Raw genomic sequence first — 19,920 nt, forward strand, 5'->3', positions numbered from 1 at the left:
CATAAATAATTGCGATACTTAAATCCTAGATAAGTAGTTTACTTTTAAAAATGACTATGCTATACTAAGTTTTGTCAGTTAGTAGTTCTGAATAAAGGGGAGTAGCCAATGGCCATAGGCCATATAATCAGTCGTCATCTCAGCTGTAAAAACGGCTCGGTTGGTTTATCAAGGAAACTTGAAGGCAAGACCTTTGTTTATACAAGATATGTATAAACAAAGGTCTTTTTTTTGATATTAAGAAAGTAAAGGCTTTCAATTTCCTTAGCTTTTATTCCAAACCTATTTTGAGGAGGATGTTGTTTATGTTGTTGCAAAAATTATTAGTAGGATTTCAGACGTTGACATTTGGAAATGTAGTAATGTTTTTAATAGGGGCTTTTTTGATTTATTTAGCCATTAAAAAAGAGTATGAGCCTATGTTGTTATTGCCAATCGGTTTTGGAGCCATACTTACAAATATCCCTGTGGTAGAAGGAATACCAGGCATTGCTGATCCTCACCACGGTGTTTTGGGCATTCTATTTAACGCCACAATTTTAACCGAACTATTACCGGCATTTATCTTTATTGCGGTTGGTGCCATGATCGATTTTAGTCCGCTTCTCAGAATGCCTTCGATGTTATTCTTTGGAGCAGCAGCACAATTCGGGATATTCTTTACTTTGTTGGCAGCTTTATTACTAGGTTTTCCTTTAAAGGAGGCAGCCTCCATCGGAATCATTGGTGCTGCAGATGGACCGACTTCTATTTTTGTAGCTTCAAGATTTGCTCAAAATTTATTGGGACCAATTTCTGTGGCGGCGTATTCCTATATGGCATTGGTACCAGTAATCCAGCCCCCTGTGATACGGGCTTTAACTACGAAGGAAGAACGACGAATTCGAATGGATTATCATGAAGTAAAAATTTCGAAAACAGTTAAAATTCTTTTTCCAATCTGTATAACGATCTTGGCGGGAATTATTGCACCCATTAGTGTAACGCTTGTAGGATTATTGATGTTTGGTAATCTAATCAGAGAGTGTGGTGTTCTAGACAGACTTTCACAAACAGCACAAAATGAGCTGGCAAACCTTGTTACACTGCTCTTAGGGATAACGATTGGCTCCACAATGCAAGCCCATGCATTCTTAAAAGTTGAAACAATGATGATCATTGGAATGGGATTGGTGGCATTTGTATTTGACACTGCAGGGGGTGTCCTGTTTGCAAAAACATTAAATCTGTTTGTAAAAGAGAAGTATAATCCTATGGTAGGTGCAGCTGGAATTTCTGCCTTCCCCATGTCTGCAAGGGTAATTCAGAAGATGGCACAAAAAGAGGACCCTACAAATTTTATTCTTATGCAGGCTGTTGGTGCTAATGTGGCTGGACAGATAGGCTCCATCATTGCGGGCAGCGTCGTCTTAGCATTATTATCTTAGGAGGTTGATGATATGAATTTTGAGCTTATTCCTGAAGGGTTAGAGATTATGGGCTACGGTATGGGAACAACCTTTACAATATTGATTCTGTTCTATTTTATGATTAAAGGACTGCTTAAATTTTTCCCATATAAAGAGGATTAAAAAGACTCAGACGAGTCTTTTTTTTATTCCTTTGCCCAGACTAATTCCATGAGTAAATGATAACAGAGTATGGAAAGCTATTACAGAGAATGACTGGGCAGGATGTGATGAATTGAAGAGACTTATTTTATTGGTACTGGTATTAAACATAACCTTTACGTTGATGCGATATATTTCTATTCGATGGTTGATCCATGCTTTATTGATGGGACTAATTCTGTTGGCAATAATTACGTTGACAAAGGACATTCAACGAGACTATCATGGAAATATTGCTAGAAAGGGACAAAAATATATTGAATTGCTTAGCGAGCAAAGTGTGAACAAAGAAGCCATAACAGCTAAGAGCATTTTAGGAAAAAGATACAGCTTTCCTGAGAAATTTAACGATAGCACGCTTGATATGAATCATATTGAACTATTAGAAAATGAAGAAAAGTTCTATAAAGCAGTATTTGAAACAATCAAAAAAGCGAAGAAGCACATTCATATCGAATATTTTATTTTGAAAGATGATGTGATTGGAACAAAATTTAAGGAGCTGCTAATCCAGAAGCGTAGGGAGGGCGTAGAAGTCCGACTACTCTATGATGGGCTTGGAACCCTGCTCATAAAGCCAAAGTATATTCAACAACTGCAAAAGGAAGGGATAGAGACGGCCGCATTTTCTCCAATTTGGGAAGGTGTCTATCATCTGAGTATCAATCATCGCAATCACAGAAAACTCTTAGTCGTAGATGGAAAAACATGTATTACGGGTGGAAGAAATATTGCCGATGAGTACTTTGGAGAGAAAACAGAAATAGGCGAATGGAAGGATATAGACATTCTCATTGAGGGAACCTCTACAAAACAATTACAAATTATTTTTCTTAGGGATTGGTATGTTGCTACAGGAAAAGCATTAACGGATAAAGTTTACTTTGCAGTGGGAGAGCATGCTGGACAAGTGCCAATGCAAATCGTTACAGGCGGGCCGGATTCCCCACAAAACAATATTGAGCACACCTATTTTTCCTTAATCAATAAGGCAGAGAAGCAAATTCATATCATAACGCCTTATTTCATACCATCCGAAAGTATTGTAATTGCCATTGAAAATGCTGTGCTAAGGGGTGTGGATGTGGAAATACTGATTCCTATTGATTCTGATAATGTTGTAGCCAAATATGCAACAAACATATGGGGGAAAAGGCTTACCAAATCAGGTGTGAAGGTTTATAAATTTACTGGAGGGTTTACCCACAATAAAATGATTACAGTAGATGGACATGTGGCTTCTGTGGGCACTGCTAATTTTGATTATAGAGGTATGCAAAGAGATTATGAAATACTCTGTATCATTTATGATATGGGGTATACAGAAAGACTTATTGAGATTTTTAATGGGTATTTGAGTCGAGCCTATAAAGTGGAGGTACAGGGAGAGGAGAGCTTGATCCACTTAGCAGGAATGCAGCTGATTAAAATGATAAGAGGATCTTTATAAATCTGGATCCTCTATAGATACTTATTTCAAATTTGTATATCGTACTTGCTAAGTATTTCTTTGACTTCAGAGAGGCTAGTAGGAATAATATCTAGAAGCCTTTCTGGATTGGATTTTAAAAATTCTTCCAGTTTTTGTTGCGGTACAAAGTAAGTATTCATATGGTCCGGTATATTTTTGAATTCAATAACACATATTACTTTGTACCATCTGTTTCTGTATTTTTCAATCTCGTTCTTGTCAACATGACAATGATAGTAATATATATCATCAGAATCAAGATAAGATATTCCTTCATGATGTATCATAATATCCCTCCACTCAAACCTATTTTAGGATATACTTATTAATTTAACCATAGAATTATTACTTCTTATGAAATATTATTGAACCACTATTTGGAGGATAAGCAAGAAATATGTAGAAAAAAATCGAAAAAACATATTGTAAACTTGGAGTAACTTGTTTATAATTTATTATAGAAAGATCAATTTTCCAAGCAAAATAGGGTGAAGCATAAAAGAGAAATGGCTCCGAAGGAGCCATTTCTCTTTTATGCTTTGGATAGATATCTTTTCGTAATTATGTTTTGAGCAGCTTGTAGGGAAGATGCAAGATTACTTATGTCACTTCCACCGCCCTGGGCAGTTTGGGAATTACCGCCGCCTTTTCCATTAATTAAAGGAGCAATTTCCTTAAAAAGCTCATTCATATTGACATTAATTTCATTGGAACGGCTCAGAATAATCTGGGCCTTTTCGTTATCTTTTGTCCCAAATAAAACGATAACATTGGGATTGGATACGATTTTGGCGGCTAGCTGTCTTAGTTCTCCAAAATCCCGCTGCTCGAAGATTTCATGAACAATTCTCACTGTAGTGTTTACTTCAGCCTGGTCGTAAAGGCTTTTAGCTTCGTAAGCCATGAGTTGATCTCTTGCTGCTTTTGATTCTTTCTTCATGGTTTGGTTTTCATGATAAATTCTTTCAACGGCCAACTGGGTATCTTGATCTTTTACTGAAAACAAATTGGATAGGTTATTTATTTGATCATTTTTCCAAGAATAGTCTTTCAAAGCTCTGCTTCCACAGATGAATTCAATACGAGCGGAATCACGGATTTTCTCCCAACCTCGTATTTTAATAATTCCTACTTCTCCTGTTTGAGATGGATGTGTGCCACCACAGGGAGAGTAATCAACCTGATCGATTTCAATGATTCGAATATTTTCAGTAACCTTTGGCTGTTTTCGAAGGGGTAATGATTTGAGGGTTTCAGGATCAGGATATAACTGTTTTACATGAAGATTATTCCAAATAATCTGATTTGAAAGGTATTCAGCTCTTTCGATCTGTTGTTTTGTAATATCTTGAAGTGTAATATCAATTGTAACGAATTCGGTGCCCAAATGAAAGCCTACTGTTGCAGCATCAAAGAGGTTATCAAAAACCGAAGATAATATATGCTGTCCAAGATGCTGCTGCATATGATCAAATCTTCGTTCCCAGTCTATTTTGCATTTTACCTGGGTGAGATTTGCAGGTAAGGTATTTACTACATGATAAACTCGATGATCCTCCTCATAAACATAGTCAACCTCACTGTTGTCGATCCAACCTAGATCATGGGGCTGACCGCCACCTTCAGGATAAAAAGCAGATTGATCTAAAATGATATGATACTTGCCTTCTTTTTCTAGAATACTTAATATGCTCGCTGTAAATTCCTTTAAATAAACGTTCTCTAGATAAAGTTTTTTCGTCATGTTTTCAATCCTTTCTTGATACATAGGAAAATCATAGCGCTGATTTTCTATACATTCATGTCCATTCTATTATTTTCTATACATAAGCATAAAATCCTGCGAAGATTATTTTTTTATTGGCTACAAAAGAAAAAGATCCAGTAAGGATCTTAGTGATTTGAGTTAATAATACGGTCTTTAGGAATATACTCTATTTTTCCGTCAGGGGTGATAATACGATAATTTTTAAGGGAATAACCAGAGAAGCTTTCTTTGGAATCCGCTGTATCTGATAGGATAGCTACGGTATTTCCTGTTGCTCTGACTAAACCTTCTCCAATAACAAAATGTTGATATGTAGGATGCCAGTAGAAAGTTTCTATGCCGCGAAAACTATCCTCCAATTTAAAGCTGTTTGCTGATGGAAATGTTTCGTGAAATGCAGAAAATTTCTTTTGGTTGGTTTCCAGTATAATATGTAATGTGGGATTCGATTCAAAACGAATAAGATTATTTACTGTAACTTTCATCCATCGATCTTCTGGAGCCGATGGATTCAGTAGTCGGAGTCTATAGATTTCTTCGCTAAATTTTGTTTCTTGCCAAATGCTTTTAAAATGTGAATCAGAATACATATAGATCTTAATAAAGCGTTCGATAAAAAAGCCGCCAAGTCTTTCATCGATAAGTTGATGACTAACGATGAAATCATATTCAAGACCTGGAATGGGAATAAAATCGATTTTTTCAACTGGAGCTATATTTTCAATTTTTGACGTATAAATATATTCGTCGCCTATTAGGCGATAGATAGCTAAGGCAGCCTGATCTTTGGATAGATTTAATGAAACGATGAGTTCTAGGTTGTTCTCTGGGAGCACATTCGCTGTATAGAGTTTCAAATCGACATATTCTCTATAGGCTAACCATTGATGCTGGCTTAAGTTCTTCAGTGTAATCTCTATAATGCTTTCTTTCGCTTCGTTTGTTATGTTCTCATCAGTACTGTAAAAATGGTTAATCAACGTTTGAGATATTTTTTGCTGTGGGGAAACATAAGATTTAAAGGTCATTACATTGTTGTGGCTATCAAAAAAATGTTGAAGTAGAAACGTAGTTATTAATAGAATGTGCATGACAAGCATCAGTCTTAATTGTTTGAACATATCGATCACCTCTATATAATATATAGGAAACCAGAACAATACATTACAAATAATAAAAATCCTATGTTGTTATGACAACATAGGATTTAAATATTATTTTGGTATTATTTAGATACATCGATTTTTACGCTATCCCAAGTATAACGGCCAACCAAATTCACAGGTTCAATTTCTGTGGGAGTAAGCTTGTAATAATCAGAAAGGCTCACTCGAACAATCAAATCGGAAATATTATTCCAATCATTTTCAGAGATGATTTTCAGTGTAGCTCCCCTGGAAAACTGAATACTATGGGATATGGCAAAAGGTTCGTTTATATTGATATGTTGAATGATATACTGTTCCATGGTGTATTGTTTGGCATCAAGGTTATTTGCCGCTAAGAAATCATAATAATTACAGGATAAGTGCTCCTTGATGTTTCGAACGATAATTGTAGAATCTTTTCGCGCAAGCTGCTTTATTCCATCATTCAATTCATAAAACCAAACAGGTCCATATAACGGAACATTTCGCCAATTCTTGCGGGTTTTATTTTCCTTATATTTATGGAGCTCAATGACTTTGCACACAGTGATCCTCCTAACAAATACGTAGATGCGCTCACCTCATTATACAATATTTATGCATGTCTAGAAAAGGGGAATATTGAAAAAAGTAAAATAATCGACAAAATACACATATATAGACAGGCAGAATATTATATAGTAAAGAAAAAATAATAAGGGAGGAGGAACATATGGATAAACTGCAAGACCTATATGAAAAGCTTACAGAATTTATGGATCATTTCATTGTGAAGTATAGCTATGAAAATCGAGGCATTCTAAAGAAGATGAGAATTGACAGCCGGCTCAATATGAATATAGAAGAGGAAGAATGGTGCAAGCTATTTCTATATAAATCCTGCCTGAATCATTGTGCAAAAATTGTACTCATGCGCTTGATTGAGGATCTAGGGTTAGGTCATGACAAGTTAAATGGAAAAGGTTTAGAGAAATGGAGGGATTTTGTAAAAAATTTGAAACAAGATTTTGAAATTCTCTATCAGGTTGGGTTATTAGATCTACAGGGAGATGCAAATGTATCTATCCGAGGAATTTTTAAAAAGAGTGATTATGATATCTTTGAAATCGATAAGGAGCTGGCGTCTCTTATCATTGAAAATTTTACACCTATTGCTTTTAGTGATTTGAAAAAAGAGGATATTGTACATCTTTTTAACAAATTATATACCTTGGAGGATCGAGAACTCATGAAATTAGAGTCCTTCCATAGGGATGCACCGGCCCTGTCTTATATTTTGAAGCTTGATAAAAAGAATGCACTGATATGAGCCAGGCCAATGCCTGGTTTATTTATAAGCATTATGTCCTGTGAAGAACAAAAGCATTTCCTTAGATTTTAGCCCACGAAATGCTTTTGTTCTGTTGGATATATGGATATAATGGTATTATGGTGTAAAAATTGGAAAAAGTATAGGAACAAAAGTAGAGGAGAGAAGTCAATGAACTTAGAAAATTTAGAGTTGAAAATTGAAGAGGATGTATTATCCTTTTTATCTTCGCCATCTTTTATAGAGGAAGTTGAAATTGCCAAAAACTATTTTTATCATTTTGTTGGACAAGGTGAAATGAATAATGAACTGCATCTGGACTTTAATTCATGGTTGATCTATGACTACAAGCTAACAGATGGTGAAAGCTTTCTTAGCAAATATTATAATGCTGCCCAGGTCACCCTCGCCGAGGACGAAGCTGCATTTATCCAGCAATTAATTGATACATACCTAAGTCTATATACAGTGATTGAAGTACAAAATGAGTATAAGATGATGAGGGATATCTTTAGTAAGGAAGTTTATCGAGTAAATCCTGAAAGCATCCGAGATATTCAGGAAAACGAATTGGTTATGGGCAGAATCCTGGGCACGGGGGATATGTATTGGCTGACTGGGAACAAGCAGTATATCCCTGGTGCTTTTAAGACAAGCATCGAAAGAAGTATGTTGGAGGATTTTGAGGAATTCAAAAAGATAAACCGATATGCTAATTGGGATGATTATCTGAAAGATCATAGTGAAGTGCTTTACAAGCACCTGGGCATTATCGAAGAATTGACAATACAGAATGAAAAAGAAGGCGATGAACTATACTATGTATGGCAAAGTGTTTATTTGATCCGAGACGCTCGTAACATAAAAAAAATCTTCTTAGGGCATAAAGAAATTGTTTTTGATGATGAGGATAAAGACTGCGTTTATTTCAAAATGATGTACCGCAAAAGCATTTTATGTGAAATGGTTTTAAAGAATAATCGGTTAGAGTTAGAATGTACCTCAGAGGAAGATCGAGATAAAGCGAAGACAATAATTGAAATGATATTGGGAGACAATGGGAAACACTTTAAGGATGAAATACTCAGCATAAATGATCTTGTATAAAAAGGGGTTTGAAAGATGAAAAAATGGGAATATAAAATATTAAACTTCAAAGCGAAGGGTGTTACCAACTTGGTGCTTAGTAAAGAAGATGAGAACGAATTAAACAAGTTTGGTGACGACGGATGGGAACTGGCGACCAGTGCGCCAACGGTGAATGGAAGAACCATATGCTGCATTTTAAAGCGAGAAAAGCAGGATTAATGATAACATATCTTGCTGGAATGAATTTGACAGAAAATGCGAAAACTTGTAAAATATAAGATAGGAAAATTGTAATGAAGAGTGTCTGAAGGGGGAAAATATAATCTTATGCAAACAGCATTATCGGATCTGGTGGATTCGTGCGACGAACAGACGTATATTGATTTAAATGTCTATCTAGAGGAAGCGAAAAATGATTTGAGATTCTTGAGGGATTTAAAGAAGTTCTTAAAGAAATACAACAAATCCACAAGCCAGATTGATCAGTATATTCATAGGATAGAGGGAAATATGGATATTGAAAAAGTAGTCCAAATATATGACATTGATGAGAGTACGATCAAAAAAAGTATTGAAAAACATCCATACTTTAAAAATCCATGTGATTATCCTATCCGCCTGTTGACCATAATGAAGTACTTGAAGAAAAAAGGAATAGATATTCACTATAAAGATATGGATCTTATTGTAGATCGACTGATTCAGGAGATTGATGGCGTCAAAAAAGTTGGCGATGGAATGTACTTGAAAAAAGTTCACTAATATACTAAAAATAAAAGGACACACCCTGTGTCCTTTTTATTTTTAGTATATTTTAGGGGACGACGAGAGGAATTGAGTAGATAATATAGAACTATTATAATGGAGAAATAGGAAAAGGGTGATCAAAATGGCGGAATTGAAGGGCGATAAGCCTATAGACAAAAAAGCAAATCTATTTCGAATGAACACATTTCTCTATGGAATATTATTAGGTCTTACGATGATTTTAGGTATATTTTTAGGAAGCAGGAGTCCTCTGATCCATGATTATATGACCATTAATGTTGAAAAACAAGAAATATTCAAGTACTTGGATGTAATTCAGTCTTTGGAAGAACAACTATATCCTGTGACGCGGGAAAGCGGGGAGTGGATTCGAAACTATTCACCTGAACAACCCGGAGATTTTAAAGCGCTAGATCAAAACATGATGAAAATTGATGAAATGATGATGATGGTCATAGATATACCAATAAGTTCTCCAGCGATGGAATCCCATGCGCTGCTTATAGAAGAATTAAAGACAGTAAAATATGCTATGATTGAGATGAGATTGGCGGAGGCTTATAATGACAGAAGAAGTATAGAAAAAGCGCAAGCATATCTAAACGAATTTCAGGACACAGTAAACGTGAGAAGGGCAGCATTAAAAAAGATGATGGACCAATATAAAATCCTCTATATTGATTTAGGGGATAGGATTAAGTATAGAATAAAATAATCTATAATCATTATAGTTTTTTATCAAAAATTGAAGTAGTTTCAGATGGATATGAATGATACTTTCCATGATCAGGAGAAACCTTGATATTTCGGAAGGCATTGTATAGCTTTCGAATTAAACCGTTTTTTGTGTTAAACAAAAACGCAAGAAGTTTATTATCATTTTGGGTTACTCGAATAAATTTTTTCTTATCAAGGGATAGATGAAAACCTTTCTCAATATCAATGCCTACTTTGGTCATAGAACCGCGATAGACCAGAATGATATCATGAATGTTTTTACAGTGATTGGTCCCGAAGTAGCTGTCAAACTCTTTTAAAGAATCAATGGCAATATTGTACCTATGAATGAGGTTTTCTATGATTTTAATTTGATCAGTATCTTCCCCATTGATGAATTCATCTAAGGCATCTTCTAATTCCTTTTCTACCTTATAAAAGGATAAGTATTGTTCTTTGAGCTTCTTCAGACTATCATAGAAATTTGAAGCACCCAGTAATACATTGTCAGAGTTATGAAAACTTTCATTGGTGGTTTTATTAATTTTGTCAATGGAATTTACCCGTTGAATATTGTTTATCTGCGTATTGCGGTCTACATACATGGTATATATTCTTGTTTTGTTTACGGAGGAAATTCGCTTTGAAGTCATTGTTTTCACCCTCCTCTCCGATTAGTATATAATAAATATATCGGCTAAAAAATAAGAATCAAACATAAATTTTCAAGTTTTTTAATATATAGGAAATTTTGGTCTTTAACTTCCTATATATTGGGTGTGCAGGAAAAAATAAGACAAGATGGTTCTTTAGGAATCGTTAGAGAGGAGTTTAAATCGATGAAAATAGCTATGATTCAAATGAATATAGAGTTTGGAAACCCGGAAATGAATCGAAAAAGAATCATCGAAATGATCGAGAAAGCAGCTGGAGGCCGGCCTGATATTATTGTTCTGCCAGAAATGTGGAATACAAGCTTCAGCTTGAAAAATCTCCATGATATCGCAGATAAGGGAGGAGAACCGACAAGAACAATCATTGGAAACCTAGCAAAAAAGTATCACATCAATATTGTTGCTGGCTCTGTTGCAGACATACAAGGAGATAAGATATATAATCGACTATATGTTTTTGATCGAGAAGGGAATGTAAAGTCACATTATGATAAAGCACATTTGATCCAGCAAGCTAGAGAACATGAGTTTTTAACTGCTGGAGCCCTAACAGAAGTATTTCTTTTGGATGAAGTCACCTGTGGAGCGATTATATGCTATGACATAAGATTCCCAGAACTGGCCAGAACTGTGGCATTGAAGGGTGCAAAGGTCTTGTTTATACCTGCCCAATGGCCCGAAACAAGGATCGATCATTGGAAAGCATTAGTAATAGCAAGGGCAATAGAGAATCAAATGTATGTGGTAGCAGTTAACCGAATCGGAAGTGAGTTTAAGGCAAATTTCCCGGGAAAAAGCCTAGTCGTTGATCCATGGGGGAAAGTTTTGATCGAAGCTGACGATCAGGAACAAATCCTACAAGTAGAGATAGATATAGATTTGGTAGATCGCATACGGACAAAAATACCCTGCTTTTCAGATAGAAATATTGAGGCATATGAATTATAAGGTCCAACGAGGAAGGTGTCTAAAGCACCTTCTTATATTATATTGACGCGAGGATATGGGTGAGGAAAAATGATTGCTAAACATGTGGAAAAACGCCTGCAGGAACTATTAATAGATATTGAAAAACTGAAATTACCCAAGGAAAGTACAGTTGTACAGATTTTTATGCTGCGGTTTACCCTTGATTATGGAGAATCAGCATTGAAGGATCTGGTAAAGGATATAGAGGGTTTTGAGATGGATGCCACTGATGAACTTGAAGCCCTTGCTGCTAGGTATATGGATTTAAAGCTTATGGATATCGTGTTATGGTATGATAATTATTTGACTGGAACTTTAAGAGAGCAAACGGGTAGTTTTTATACGCCTGATCCCATCAACAAGTACATGATAAAACGATCTATTATTGTGTATCTTCATAAAGATACAGGCATTGAGGAAAAAACAATATGCCGTATGTTAGAGGGAGAACTCCCAATAGATGCTTTAGCCATAAATAAACTGCTGACATCTTTAGAAAATCTAAAGTTAATTGATATAGCATGCGGCACTGGATTATTTATATTACAAAGTTTTAAAATTCTTTTTCAGTTAATGAAGCGTATTCATCACCAATTAGAAAAGACAACCTCAGATGTATCTCTACAGAAATATATTATTGAAAATATACTCTTTGCCATTGATGTGCAAATATATCCAGTGATTTTGCTAAGAATGATGCTGTTTTCACTGGTATACCATAAGGATACATATGAGATAGGAGAAGTGCTGCGAATAAATATGATTCAAAGTGATAGCCTCTCAGAGGGGTGGTTATCTAAGTATGATATTTTTAAGAAAGTGATATTAGAACGCGGTGGTTTTGATATTGTTATTGGAAATCCGCCTTATCTCGGAGAAAAAGGGAATAAAGTTGTTTTCGATCAAATCAAAACCACATCATTTGGTGTGAAATACTATGAAGGGAAAATGGATTATTTCTATTTCTTCATATATAGAGGTATGGAATTATTGAAGCACCAAGGGATAATGTGTTTTATCACAACGAATTACTTTGTAACGGCTGACGGTGCTGTAAAACTGCGAAAATATCTGAAAGAGCAGTGCACATTTCGGGAAATAATCAATTTTAATCATTTTGAAATTTTTAAATCGGCAAAGGGACAACATAATATTATTTTTTTATTAACCAAGGAAGTGACATTCCATTGTCCTGTGAATATTCGCTGCTTTATAGATAAAAGTATTCCTGAAAAGGATTTGGAGAAGGTCTTAAATAATCGCTGTCAAGCTTCATCAATTATTCACAGGTATATCTTGGAAAACCAAGGACAGCTTTATAGTGACAACGGACAAATAAACATAAATACCGACCAAGAGGGATTATATTTGCTGGATAAAATTTATCAGAAAAAAGACTACCGATTAGGGGAGCTATGCTTTGTGAATCAAGGTATTGTCAGCGGTGCAGACAAAGTAACCAAGGATATGCTGTTAAAAAAAATATCTCCTGAAGCAGCAGAAACTCATGAATATACAATCGGTGAGGGTATTTTTGTTCTTTCAAAGCAGGAGGCTGAAAATCTGGAATTTCACACCTATGAGGCCCTGAAGCCTATGTATAAGAACAGTGATATTAAGAGATATTGGGTCAAAGCTGCTACAGATAAGCATATGCTTTATATCTCCAATGAGAATTTAAAACCAAATGTACTAAATATAGTTACTTCTAAACATCTATATCGATATAAGGATATTCTTATGGGAAGAAGGGAAACCGTAAAAGGCCTTAGGCCATGGTACGCCCTGCAATGGCCGAGAAATCAAGAAATTTTTGAAGGCGAGAAAATTGTTGTCCCCCAAAGAGGAAGGGAAAATAGATTTGCCTATCATGAGGGACCATGGTATGCCAGTGCCGATGTATATTTCATTACGCCAAGGTTATCCCATGTAAACCTAAAGCTAGTATTGGGGCAGCTCAATTCAAAGTTAATGTATTTTTGGTTATATAATAATGGAAAGAGAAAGGGTGAGCAGTTAGAATTATATTCTAACCCTTTGAAGGAGCTTCCCATTCGTATAGATATGCCAGAGACTATGAAAAACAGGATGATAAGCCTTGTGAATGACATGATTCAATGGGGTGAGGAATCTAGCAAACAAGAGATGTTAGATCAAATAATGTATGAAATATATGATTTGACTGAGAAGGAAAAGCAGTTAATCGAGTCTCTGCACCATAGGGAACTAGAAAGAAAATAGAATTTAACTCAAGAGGGGAGGATGGTCTATGCGTTTCTATGTGTTAGGTAAGTGTACAGAAGAGGAAAAAGGAGATATAATTATCAACTTGGATAAAAGGTCTATAGAAAAGCTTCAAATCCGTGAACACCTTTTGGAAGATACAACCTATGTTTTTGCCAATGGAGAATTGATTGAGATCAAGAGCATGGATTGGAGTATAAAAGAAACATATCTGCTTGCCTTCGGAAAGATTAGAAAAATTCAGGGACAGGAGTATAAATTTATTCGATTCAGTAAGGAACAAGAGATTACTCTGGATGAAAACTTTTTTATGTATGTCGATGGCAATTTAATTGGTCGCATTACCAATGAAAATGAAATCAATATTATTAAAAAGGAAGGATTAGAAAAGACACAAAGAATGGTCAATAGGCTGGTAACCACAGGAATTACCGCCCTTGTAAAAGGAAAAAAGATATATCGTATGTTTACCTATGAAAAGCTAAAGTCACTGGTTGAAGAAGAGGATCATCAAATCAGTCTAAATCAATATTTGAATAAAGATAGTGATGATCAAATTGAGGGGGAATTTCTGGAACAGATTCGTCAAGAGTTGAGGAGTGCCCATACGAAAATTGGACGTGTATTACATGCAGTGGATAAACTAATAAAAAGTACAGTTAGTGATTCGTAAATATCATCACCGTTCTCAGATATAAGAATATTATGTATTGGAATAGGGAATGAAAAAATTGACTATATAGTCCCTTAACAGAAAGGGGTGCTATATTTTGCATAAACTGTATGTTTTTTTTCCGACAGAGCAGTTGAGGGACGACTATATGGAGAAAGTAATAGATATGCAGTCCCCAACGGATAAGGGTAAGGGAGGAGAGAAATGGTTACAAAAGATTCAATACAGAAAATCATATAAAGGGATTCCCGGATTCTGGGCGATTTTGTATTTCCGTCAATGCCCTTATGCCCAGGATTTGCAGAAGGATATCGAGAATATGATACCGACCTATTGGATGGGTGATCAAGTATTTTTTCCAAAACATTTGACGAATAGAAAAGAAATGATAGAGCTTTGGGTCGAGAAATATCATCTTACAAACTTATCCTATGATTCAAGTGCTTGGAAATTGTTTTTTAAAGAAGTTCAGACCCACTTTCGTCAGGGCAGGGTAGATGTAGCGGCAGTAGCACTGCGGTACATCTATAAATATAATCCATATTTTTTAAAGAAATATAAACGATTCTATATCTTTGAAGATATAGCTTACTATTATGAGTCTAAAGGAGACTTAATAAAAAGCTTGAAACACCTGAAAGCCCAGGCGCTGCTTCAACCTGAATCCTCAGAGGCTTACTTGAATATGAGCAGTTTTCTAATTCTAAACGGGTTGAGCGAAGAGGCTATCGGTATATGTAAGGATGGATTAAAGATTAACCCCCAGGATCAGTATCTTAGCAATAATCTATTGGCTGCATACTTAAATGAGGGCTATTTTGATATTGCCATGGATTATTTAAATGAGAGAATCCTGGAGAATTCAAGGATATCAATGAATTGGAAGCTAAAAGGCGATATCTTATATGAATTGGAGCATTATGATGAAGCTGCTCGATGCTATCAAAAGGCTCTTTGGATTCGTTCGAAGGAGTTAGAAGATATTAAAACAGATATATATTATGGCTTAGCTATTTGTTATCAACATTTGGGGCAAATTCGAAAAGCCATAAGATATAATAAACAATTGCTAAAATGCGATGAATCAGATGCTGCTGCATTGTTAAATCTTTCAAAGCTGTATGGCGAAGACTTGAAACAATACACCACTGCACAAAAATATGCAGAACACCTTGTTCGGTTACACCCTGAAAATGGGTATGGACACCATAATCTTGGTTTGATTTATTTGTATACCCGTAGATTTGATAAGGCAAAATGGCATTTATACCGGGCGAGAAAGCTTGTGCCAAACTATCAGCCGATATATGACGCCATCGATGAATTAAATAGATTGAATGATTGATTTGAAAATGACCTCCGATATGGAGGTCATTTAATTTATTTGCGTTATGTATGTTATAATTAGGGTAAAATATAGTAAAGTATAGGAAGGGAAGTGGAATAGTGGGATTGGGAAGAAATGTGAAGGGATGCAACTGTGGGAAATGTACCCATAAATTTTGTGCCAGTAAAGTTCCTATATTTTCGACATTGTCTCAGGAGGAACTTTCAGAAATAAATAGTTTAAAGATAAATAAAGAATATAAAAAAGGGGAAATTCTTTTCTTTGAAGGGGATCAGATGGAGAGTCTGTTCATCATAAATCAAGGGAGCGTAAAGGTTTTTAAATATACAAAAGAAGGAAAAGAACAAATTTTGTATATTTTATCAGAAGGTGATATCTTTGGAGAGCTGAGTTTGTTTAGAAGTGAGAGACTGACGTTCAATGTAGAAGCCTTAGAGGATTTAAACGCCTGTGTGTTGACAAAGGCAAGCTTTGAAATGATACTTAGTAAACGGCCGGAGATTTCTATGAAGGTTTTGCAAGTTATGGGAGAACGATTGATCAAAATGGAGACATTGATTCAGAGTTTAGGCACGAAGGATATTGAAGCTAGAATTGCTACATTTCTTCTAGAGCTTATACCAGAATATACAAAAAGCAGAGGACATATTAAAGAAATAGAATTGCCATTAAGCAGAGAGGAAATAGCCAATTATATAGGGGTTACCCGAGAAACCATCAGTAGGAAACTGGGGAAGATGCAGGATGAAGGCATCCTAAAAATTAAAGGAATCAAGAAAATCATTATCCTGGACGAAGATGCTTTGAAAGCATATCTATAAATAAAAAAATGCTCCTAGAATATATATCTAGGAGCATTTTTTACTTATTCAATTCCTCGATAAGGACATCTAAGTCGATACCATGGATATCAGCTGCTTGTGCTAAGCTCTCCATTTGAGATGATGGGCAGCCAAGGCATCCCATACCATGGCGCATAAGAATTTCCGCAGCCTTAGGGTTTAATCGTAACGCATCACTTATTAATGTGTCTCTTGTAATTTTCATATTCATTCCTCCATATATTCTTTTATTTTTTAATGATTTGATGAACAAATCCAGGTGTACCATTAAAATCTGCTGCACTTACTGTATAAGTAAAGGCTTCATTCGCATTTTCGACGAAAGATTTCGTCCATTCAGCTCTTAATTGATAAAACACTTTAACATCAGCCCCAACAGCCTCCCAGTAGCCTTTGTGAAGGCATTGAACATTCTTCCATTCTACATGATTAGGTTCAGCTGTTGTTACATTATTTACATTATCACAAGGCATGCCATCCAATATATAGTTGTTAAGTGCCTTATAAATTCCAGGGGCACTTTCAACCTGACCTTTTGACTGTGCATCCGTGCCTGATTGAATACCTTGTTGTCTGTATAAGCCCATGGCAATATCTATGGCTTCTTGACCATGGTTATGAAACACAGATGTAAGAATGCCCGCTTGTCGAGTCTCTGCAATAGAAATTCTGCTTTGAAGCCAACCATGAATATTATCTGTATCGATTAACTGATCTAGGGGTGCATCAGGTAATAGAGTTCCATACTTATTGACAGCCTGTTCCACGATTGTATCAATTTCACCACCATATTTTGAAGTAAAGGCATGGATTAATTCAACCTCTAACTTCTCATGCAGCTTTATTTTATTAAATAACCAGTGATGAATTGGACCTAAAAATCTACTCATTTGAACGCCTCCTTCTATTGTTATTATAATTCCCTTCATGGGTGTAATCTATGATTTAAATCACATTATTTACTTTTCTCAATCTTAAAACGCTCCATGACATCTTGCTGAAACTTTTCGAAGGTAATTTTATCAATAAAATCACCTAACTTTTCTCCCGTAGAAGCATTTTCATTGTAGTAGTCCACAATAACCTTTACAAGTAAAAATGCTTGGTCTTCCGTTAAGCCAATCGTTACAATATCGGATAGTCTTTGATGAAAGCCCGCGCTGCCGCCTACAGTAACAATATATCCATCTACATCTGCGATAACACCAATGTCTTTGGAATAGACACTAGTACATGCATTTCTACAGCCTGCCACACCAATTTTGGTACGGTTGGGTGTTTGAGCTCCATAAAAGGTTTTTTCAAGTTTCATTCCCAATCTTAATGAATTTTGCTTCGCCCGCTTGCAAAAGGATGCGGGACACATCTCTACATTTTTTACAGAATAAGGAGATAAGACCGCTGGTTCCATGCCCAGCTCTGCCCAAACTTTATTCACATCTTCTGCTTGTAGGCCTGTGATCATAATTCGTTGACCGGAAGTAATTTTTAAGGTGCCTTGATATTTTTTAGCTACTTCGCCGATTTTAACGAGCAAATCAGGTTTAATGAAACCCCCAGGAATTCTTGGCGTTATGGCATAGGTCTTATTGCCGTTCCTAATTTTTTGCAAATTTGCATATTTTGGTGCATCCATATATTTCACTCCTTGTGATAATCATCTTTGATAAGTCTATTATAATATGGGAAAAATATCTAAAAAACAATTTAAGTCACAAATTTACGTGATATATATCACTTTGTCACAAAACTATTTAAAATATACGAATTAAGGTATATGATAGGTACATGCACTTTTATTATTTTTATGAAAGAGGGATAGAATGAATAAGAATATTGCATTGATAAAGCACATGCCAATATTTTCTCAATTAAGCGATGAATCTCTTGAGAAAATTGCTGCCATAACAGTGGAGAAAAAATATAGAAAAGGAACCATCATTTTTATGGAAGGGGATCCTGGAGAAGCAATTTTCTTTATCAAATCTGGCAAAGTAAAAATTTCTAAGACCTCATCTGATGGCAGGGAGTTGATCTTAAATATCTATGGGGATGGAGATGTGTTTGCTGAGGTGACTATCTTTAATGATGTACAGTATCCTGCTACATCAGAAGTTATTGAGGATGCAGTCGTTGGAATGATTATGAATAAGGATTTGGAGGAATTGGTGAAGCGGGATGCGGATTTAGCGCTGCAAATCATAAAGATTTTAAATAAGAGATTGTATATGTCACAGATGAAATTAAAGCAAATGGCATTGAGTGACACCTATGTGAGAACAGCTCAAATGATCATCAAGCTTGCCCATGAGCATGGTATAGAAAAAAACAATGCCATTGAATTGAAATTAGAATTATCGAGACAAGAATTAGCCAATATGATCGGAACGGCAAGAGAAACAGTAAGTAGGGCCCTTGGTCAATTTAAGAAAGAAGGATCTATTGATATTAGTGGAAAGAAAATTGTTGTAAAGAACATGGAGAAGTTGAAAACTTGGATAGACTCTTAAGAAGAAGTGTGCATTGTATCGATACAATGCACACTTCTTAAATTTGCAAATGGGGTATTTACTACAAAGGGGCGAGATGGTATAATAGTAATTGAGAAAACATACATACAATTTGTAAAGGGGGAGCAGTACAATGTGGAAAATGAGTATTAAAAAATTGGTTCTTTCTGGATTAATGGCAGCTCTTGTTTTGGTTGGGACAATGCTGATTCAAGTTCCTACTCCGATGAAAGGGTATATTCATATAGGTGACAGTATGGTTTATTTAAGTGGTATTTTATTAGGACCTATAGGTGGAAGTTTGGCGGCAGCTGTGGGTTCAATGCTGGCAGATCTGTTTTTGGGATATGGTGTATATGCGCCAGCTACATTTGTGATTAAAGGTTTAGATGCCTTGATTGTTGGATTCATCTATCACAAAATGCTAAATGAACAAGGGTCTTTGGCTAGAAAGCTTGTTACATTTACTGTATCTGTTGTATTTGGCGGTGCCATTATGGTTGGCGGCTATTTGGTCTATGAGACAATGCTATACGGTTTTGCAGCCGCAGTACCAAATGTCTTAGCCAATGTAACCCAGGCTGTAGGTGGAGGTATACTGGCAGCTCCATTGTTATTGAGCTTAGACAAGATAAAAGTATTTCAAAATTTATATGACCATAATTAAGACTTCCTGAGGGGCAATGTCATTAAGATAAGAAAAACAGACGATTTTATTTAAATCAGCGTATAGAAATTATACGCTGATTTTTTATATAATTTTTTAAAAAGACTTGACTT

General features: G+C 35.5%; 23 protein-coding genes. 15 read left to right on the top strand and 8 right to left on the bottom strand.

Features of this window, described 5'->3' with window-relative positions:
• Nucleotides 1-305 precede the first annotated feature (305 nt).
• From K0R93_RS10585 to cls, 3 genes are all read left to right on the top strand, one after another.
• A complete protein-coding gene (locus K0R93_RS10585; RefSeq protein ID WP_330685141.1) occupies nt 306-1,427 on the top strand; it encodes a sodium ion-translocating decarboxylase subunit beta in 1,122 nt (373 codons plus the stop codon).
• Nucleotides 1,428-1,439: 12 nt separating this feature from the next.
• Nucleotides 1,440-1,571, top strand: a complete 132-nt coding sequence (locus K0R93_RS10590; RefSeq protein WP_300300989.1) for an OadG family protein — start codon at nt 1,440-1,442, stop codon at nt 1,569-1,571.
• A gap of 112 nt (nt 1,572-1,683) precedes the next feature.
• A complete protein-coding gene (gene cls, locus K0R93_RS10595) occupies nt 1,684-3,060 on the top strand; it encodes a cardiolipin synthase (RefSeq protein WP_300300991.1) in 1,377 nt (458 codons plus the stop codon).
• 26 nt (nt 3,061-3,086) lie between these two features.
• On the opposite strand, the gene K0R93_RS10600 is transcribed toward cls, so the two are convergent.
• From K0R93_RS10600 to K0R93_RS10615, 4 genes are all read right to left on the bottom strand, one after another.
• Nucleotides 3,087-3,368 (bottom strand): hypothetical protein, encoded by a 282-nt coding sequence (locus K0R93_RS10600; RefSeq protein WP_300300993.1) that lies wholly within the window; start codon nt 3,366-3,368, stop codon nt 3,087-3,089.
• 245 nt (nt 3,369-3,613) lie between these two features.
• Nucleotides 3,614-4,825 carry an alanyl-tRNA editing protein gene (locus tag K0R93_RS10605; RefSeq protein ID WP_300300995.1) on the bottom strand — a complete coding sequence of 404 codons (1,212 nt, stop codon included), beginning with the start codon at nt 4,823-4,825 and terminating at the stop codon, nt 3,614-3,616.
• Between the two features lie 149 nt (nt 4,826-4,974).
• Nucleotides 4,975-5,970, bottom strand: coding sequence for a hypothetical protein (locus K0R93_RS10610; protein WP_300300998.1), 996 nt, complete (start codon nt 5,968-5,970; stop codon nt 4,975-4,977).
• A 104-nt stretch (nt 5,971-6,074) separates the two neighbouring features.
• Nucleotides 6,075-6,542 carry a hypothetical protein gene (locus K0R93_RS10615; RefSeq protein WP_300301000.1) on the bottom strand — a complete coding sequence of 156 codons (468 nt, stop codon included), beginning with the start codon at nt 6,540-6,542 and terminating at the stop codon, nt 6,075-6,077.
• A gap of 167 nt (nt 6,543-6,709) precedes the next feature.
• Between K0R93_RS10615 and K0R93_RS10620 the strand changes: the two genes are divergently transcribed.
• The 5 genes from K0R93_RS10620 (at nt 6,710) to K0R93_RS10640 (ending at nt 9,878) form a co-directional block, all read left to right on the top strand.
• Nucleotides 6,710-7,306 carry a hypothetical protein gene (locus K0R93_RS10620; protein ID WP_300301002.1) on the top strand — a complete coding sequence of 199 codons (597 nt, stop codon included), beginning with the start codon at nt 6,710-6,712 and terminating at the stop codon, nt 7,304-7,306.
• Between the two features lie 171 nt (nt 7,307-7,477).
• The gene (locus K0R93_RS10625; RefSeq protein ID WP_300301004.1) at nt 7,478-8,413 is read left to right on the top strand and encodes a hypothetical protein; all 936 of its coding nucleotides are present in this window, start codon (nt 7,478-7,480) and stop codon (nt 8,411-8,413) included.
• A gap of 15 nt (nt 8,414-8,428) precedes the next feature.
• Complete coding sequence (locus K0R93_RS10630) at nt 8,429-8,614, top strand: DUF4177 domain-containing protein (RefSeq protein WP_300301006.1); 186 nt, start codon at nt 8,429-8,431, stop codon at nt 8,612-8,614.
• Between the two features lie 108 nt (nt 8,615-8,722).
• Nucleotides 8,723-9,157 (top strand): hypothetical protein, encoded by a 435-nt coding sequence (locus K0R93_RS10635; protein WP_300301008.1) that lies wholly within the window; start codon nt 8,723-8,725, stop codon nt 9,155-9,157.
• A gap of 127 nt (nt 9,158-9,284) precedes the next feature.
• A complete protein-coding gene (locus K0R93_RS10640) occupies nt 9,285-9,878 on the top strand; it encodes a hypothetical protein (RefSeq protein ID WP_300301011.1) in 594 nt (197 codons plus the stop codon).
• A gap of 10 nt (nt 9,879-9,888) precedes the next feature.
• Here the strand turns inward: K0R93_RS10640 and K0R93_RS10645 are convergent, their stop codons facing one another.
• Complete coding sequence (locus K0R93_RS10645) at nt 9,889-10,533, bottom strand: hypothetical protein (protein WP_300301013.1); 645 nt, start codon at nt 10,531-10,533, stop codon at nt 9,889-9,891.
• 186 nt (nt 10,534-10,719) lie between these two features.
• On the opposite strand from K0R93_RS10645, the gene K0R93_RS10650 reads away from it, so the two are divergent.
• The 5 genes from K0R93_RS10650 (at nt 10,720) to K0R93_RS10670 (ending at nt 16,609) form a co-directional block, all read left to right on the top strand.
• Nucleotides 10,720-11,502 carry a carbon-nitrogen family hydrolase gene (locus K0R93_RS10650; RefSeq protein ID WP_300301015.1) on the top strand — a complete coding sequence of 261 codons (783 nt, stop codon included), beginning with the start codon at nt 10,720-10,722 and terminating at the stop codon, nt 11,500-11,502.
• Between the two features lie 69 nt (nt 11,503-11,571).
• Nucleotides 11,572-13,764: an Eco57I restriction-modification methylase domain-containing protein gene (locus K0R93_RS10655; protein ID WP_300301017.1), complete on the top strand. Its 2,193-nt coding sequence runs from the start codon at nt 11,572-11,574 to the stop codon at nt 13,762-13,764.
• A gap of 28 nt (nt 13,765-13,792) precedes the next feature.
• Nucleotides 13,793-14,440, top strand: coding sequence for a hypothetical protein (locus K0R93_RS10660; protein WP_300301020.1), 648 nt, complete (start codon nt 13,793-13,795; stop codon nt 14,438-14,440).
• 148 nt (nt 14,441-14,588) lie between these two features.
• Complete coding sequence (locus tag K0R93_RS10665) at nt 14,589-15,785, top strand: tetratricopeptide repeat protein (RefSeq protein WP_300301021.1); 1,197 nt, start codon at nt 14,589-14,591, stop codon at nt 15,783-15,785.
• A 101-nt stretch (nt 15,786-15,886) separates the two neighbouring features.
• The gene (locus K0R93_RS10670) at nt 15,887-16,609 is read left to right on the top strand and encodes a Crp/Fnr family transcriptional regulator (protein WP_330685142.1); all 723 of its coding nucleotides are present in this window, start codon (nt 15,887-15,889) and stop codon (nt 16,607-16,609) included.
• A 40-nt stretch (nt 16,610-16,649) separates the two neighbouring features.
• On the opposite strand, the gene K0R93_RS10675 is transcribed toward K0R93_RS10670, so the two are convergent.
• The 3 genes from K0R93_RS10675 to K0R93_RS10685 all read right to left on the bottom strand — a co-directional run bounded on the left by K0R93_RS10675 (nt 16,650) and on the right by K0R93_RS10685 (nt 18,266).
• Nucleotides 16,650-16,835: a DUF1858 domain-containing protein gene (locus K0R93_RS10675; protein ID WP_300301023.1), complete on the bottom strand. Its 186-nt coding sequence runs from the start codon at nt 16,833-16,835 to the stop codon at nt 16,650-16,652.
• Nucleotides 16,836-16,857: 22 nt separating this feature from the next.
• Nucleotides 16,858-17,520, bottom strand: a complete 663-nt coding sequence (locus K0R93_RS10680) for a hypothetical protein (RefSeq protein ID WP_300301025.1) — start codon at nt 17,518-17,520, stop codon at nt 16,858-16,860.
• Nucleotides 17,521-17,585: 65 nt separating this feature from the next.
• Nucleotides 17,586-18,266 carry an NAD(P)/FAD-dependent oxidoreductase gene (locus K0R93_RS10685; protein ID WP_300301027.1) on the bottom strand — a complete coding sequence of 227 codons (681 nt, stop codon included), beginning with the start codon at nt 18,264-18,266 and terminating at the stop codon, nt 17,586-17,588.
• A gap of 187 nt (nt 18,267-18,453) precedes the next feature.
• Here K0R93_RS10685 and K0R93_RS10690 point away from each other — a divergent pair, with 187 nt between their 5' ends.
• Entirely contained in the window at nt 18,454-19,140 is a 687-nt protein-coding gene (locus K0R93_RS10690; protein ID WP_300301029.1) for a Crp/Fnr family transcriptional regulator, read from the top strand.
• A gap of 133 nt (nt 19,141-19,273) precedes the next feature.
• Nucleotides 19,274-19,807, top strand: a complete 534-nt coding sequence (locus K0R93_RS10695; protein ID WP_300301031.1) for an ECF transporter S component — start codon at nt 19,274-19,276, stop codon at nt 19,805-19,807.
• Nucleotides 19,808-19,920: the final 113 nt, after the last annotated feature.

The sequence above is a fragment of the Anaerosolibacter sp. genome (assembly GCF_029240175.1).
Taxonomy (GTDB): Bacteria; Bacillota; Clostridia; order Peptostreptococcales; family Thermotaleaceae; genus Anaerosolibacter.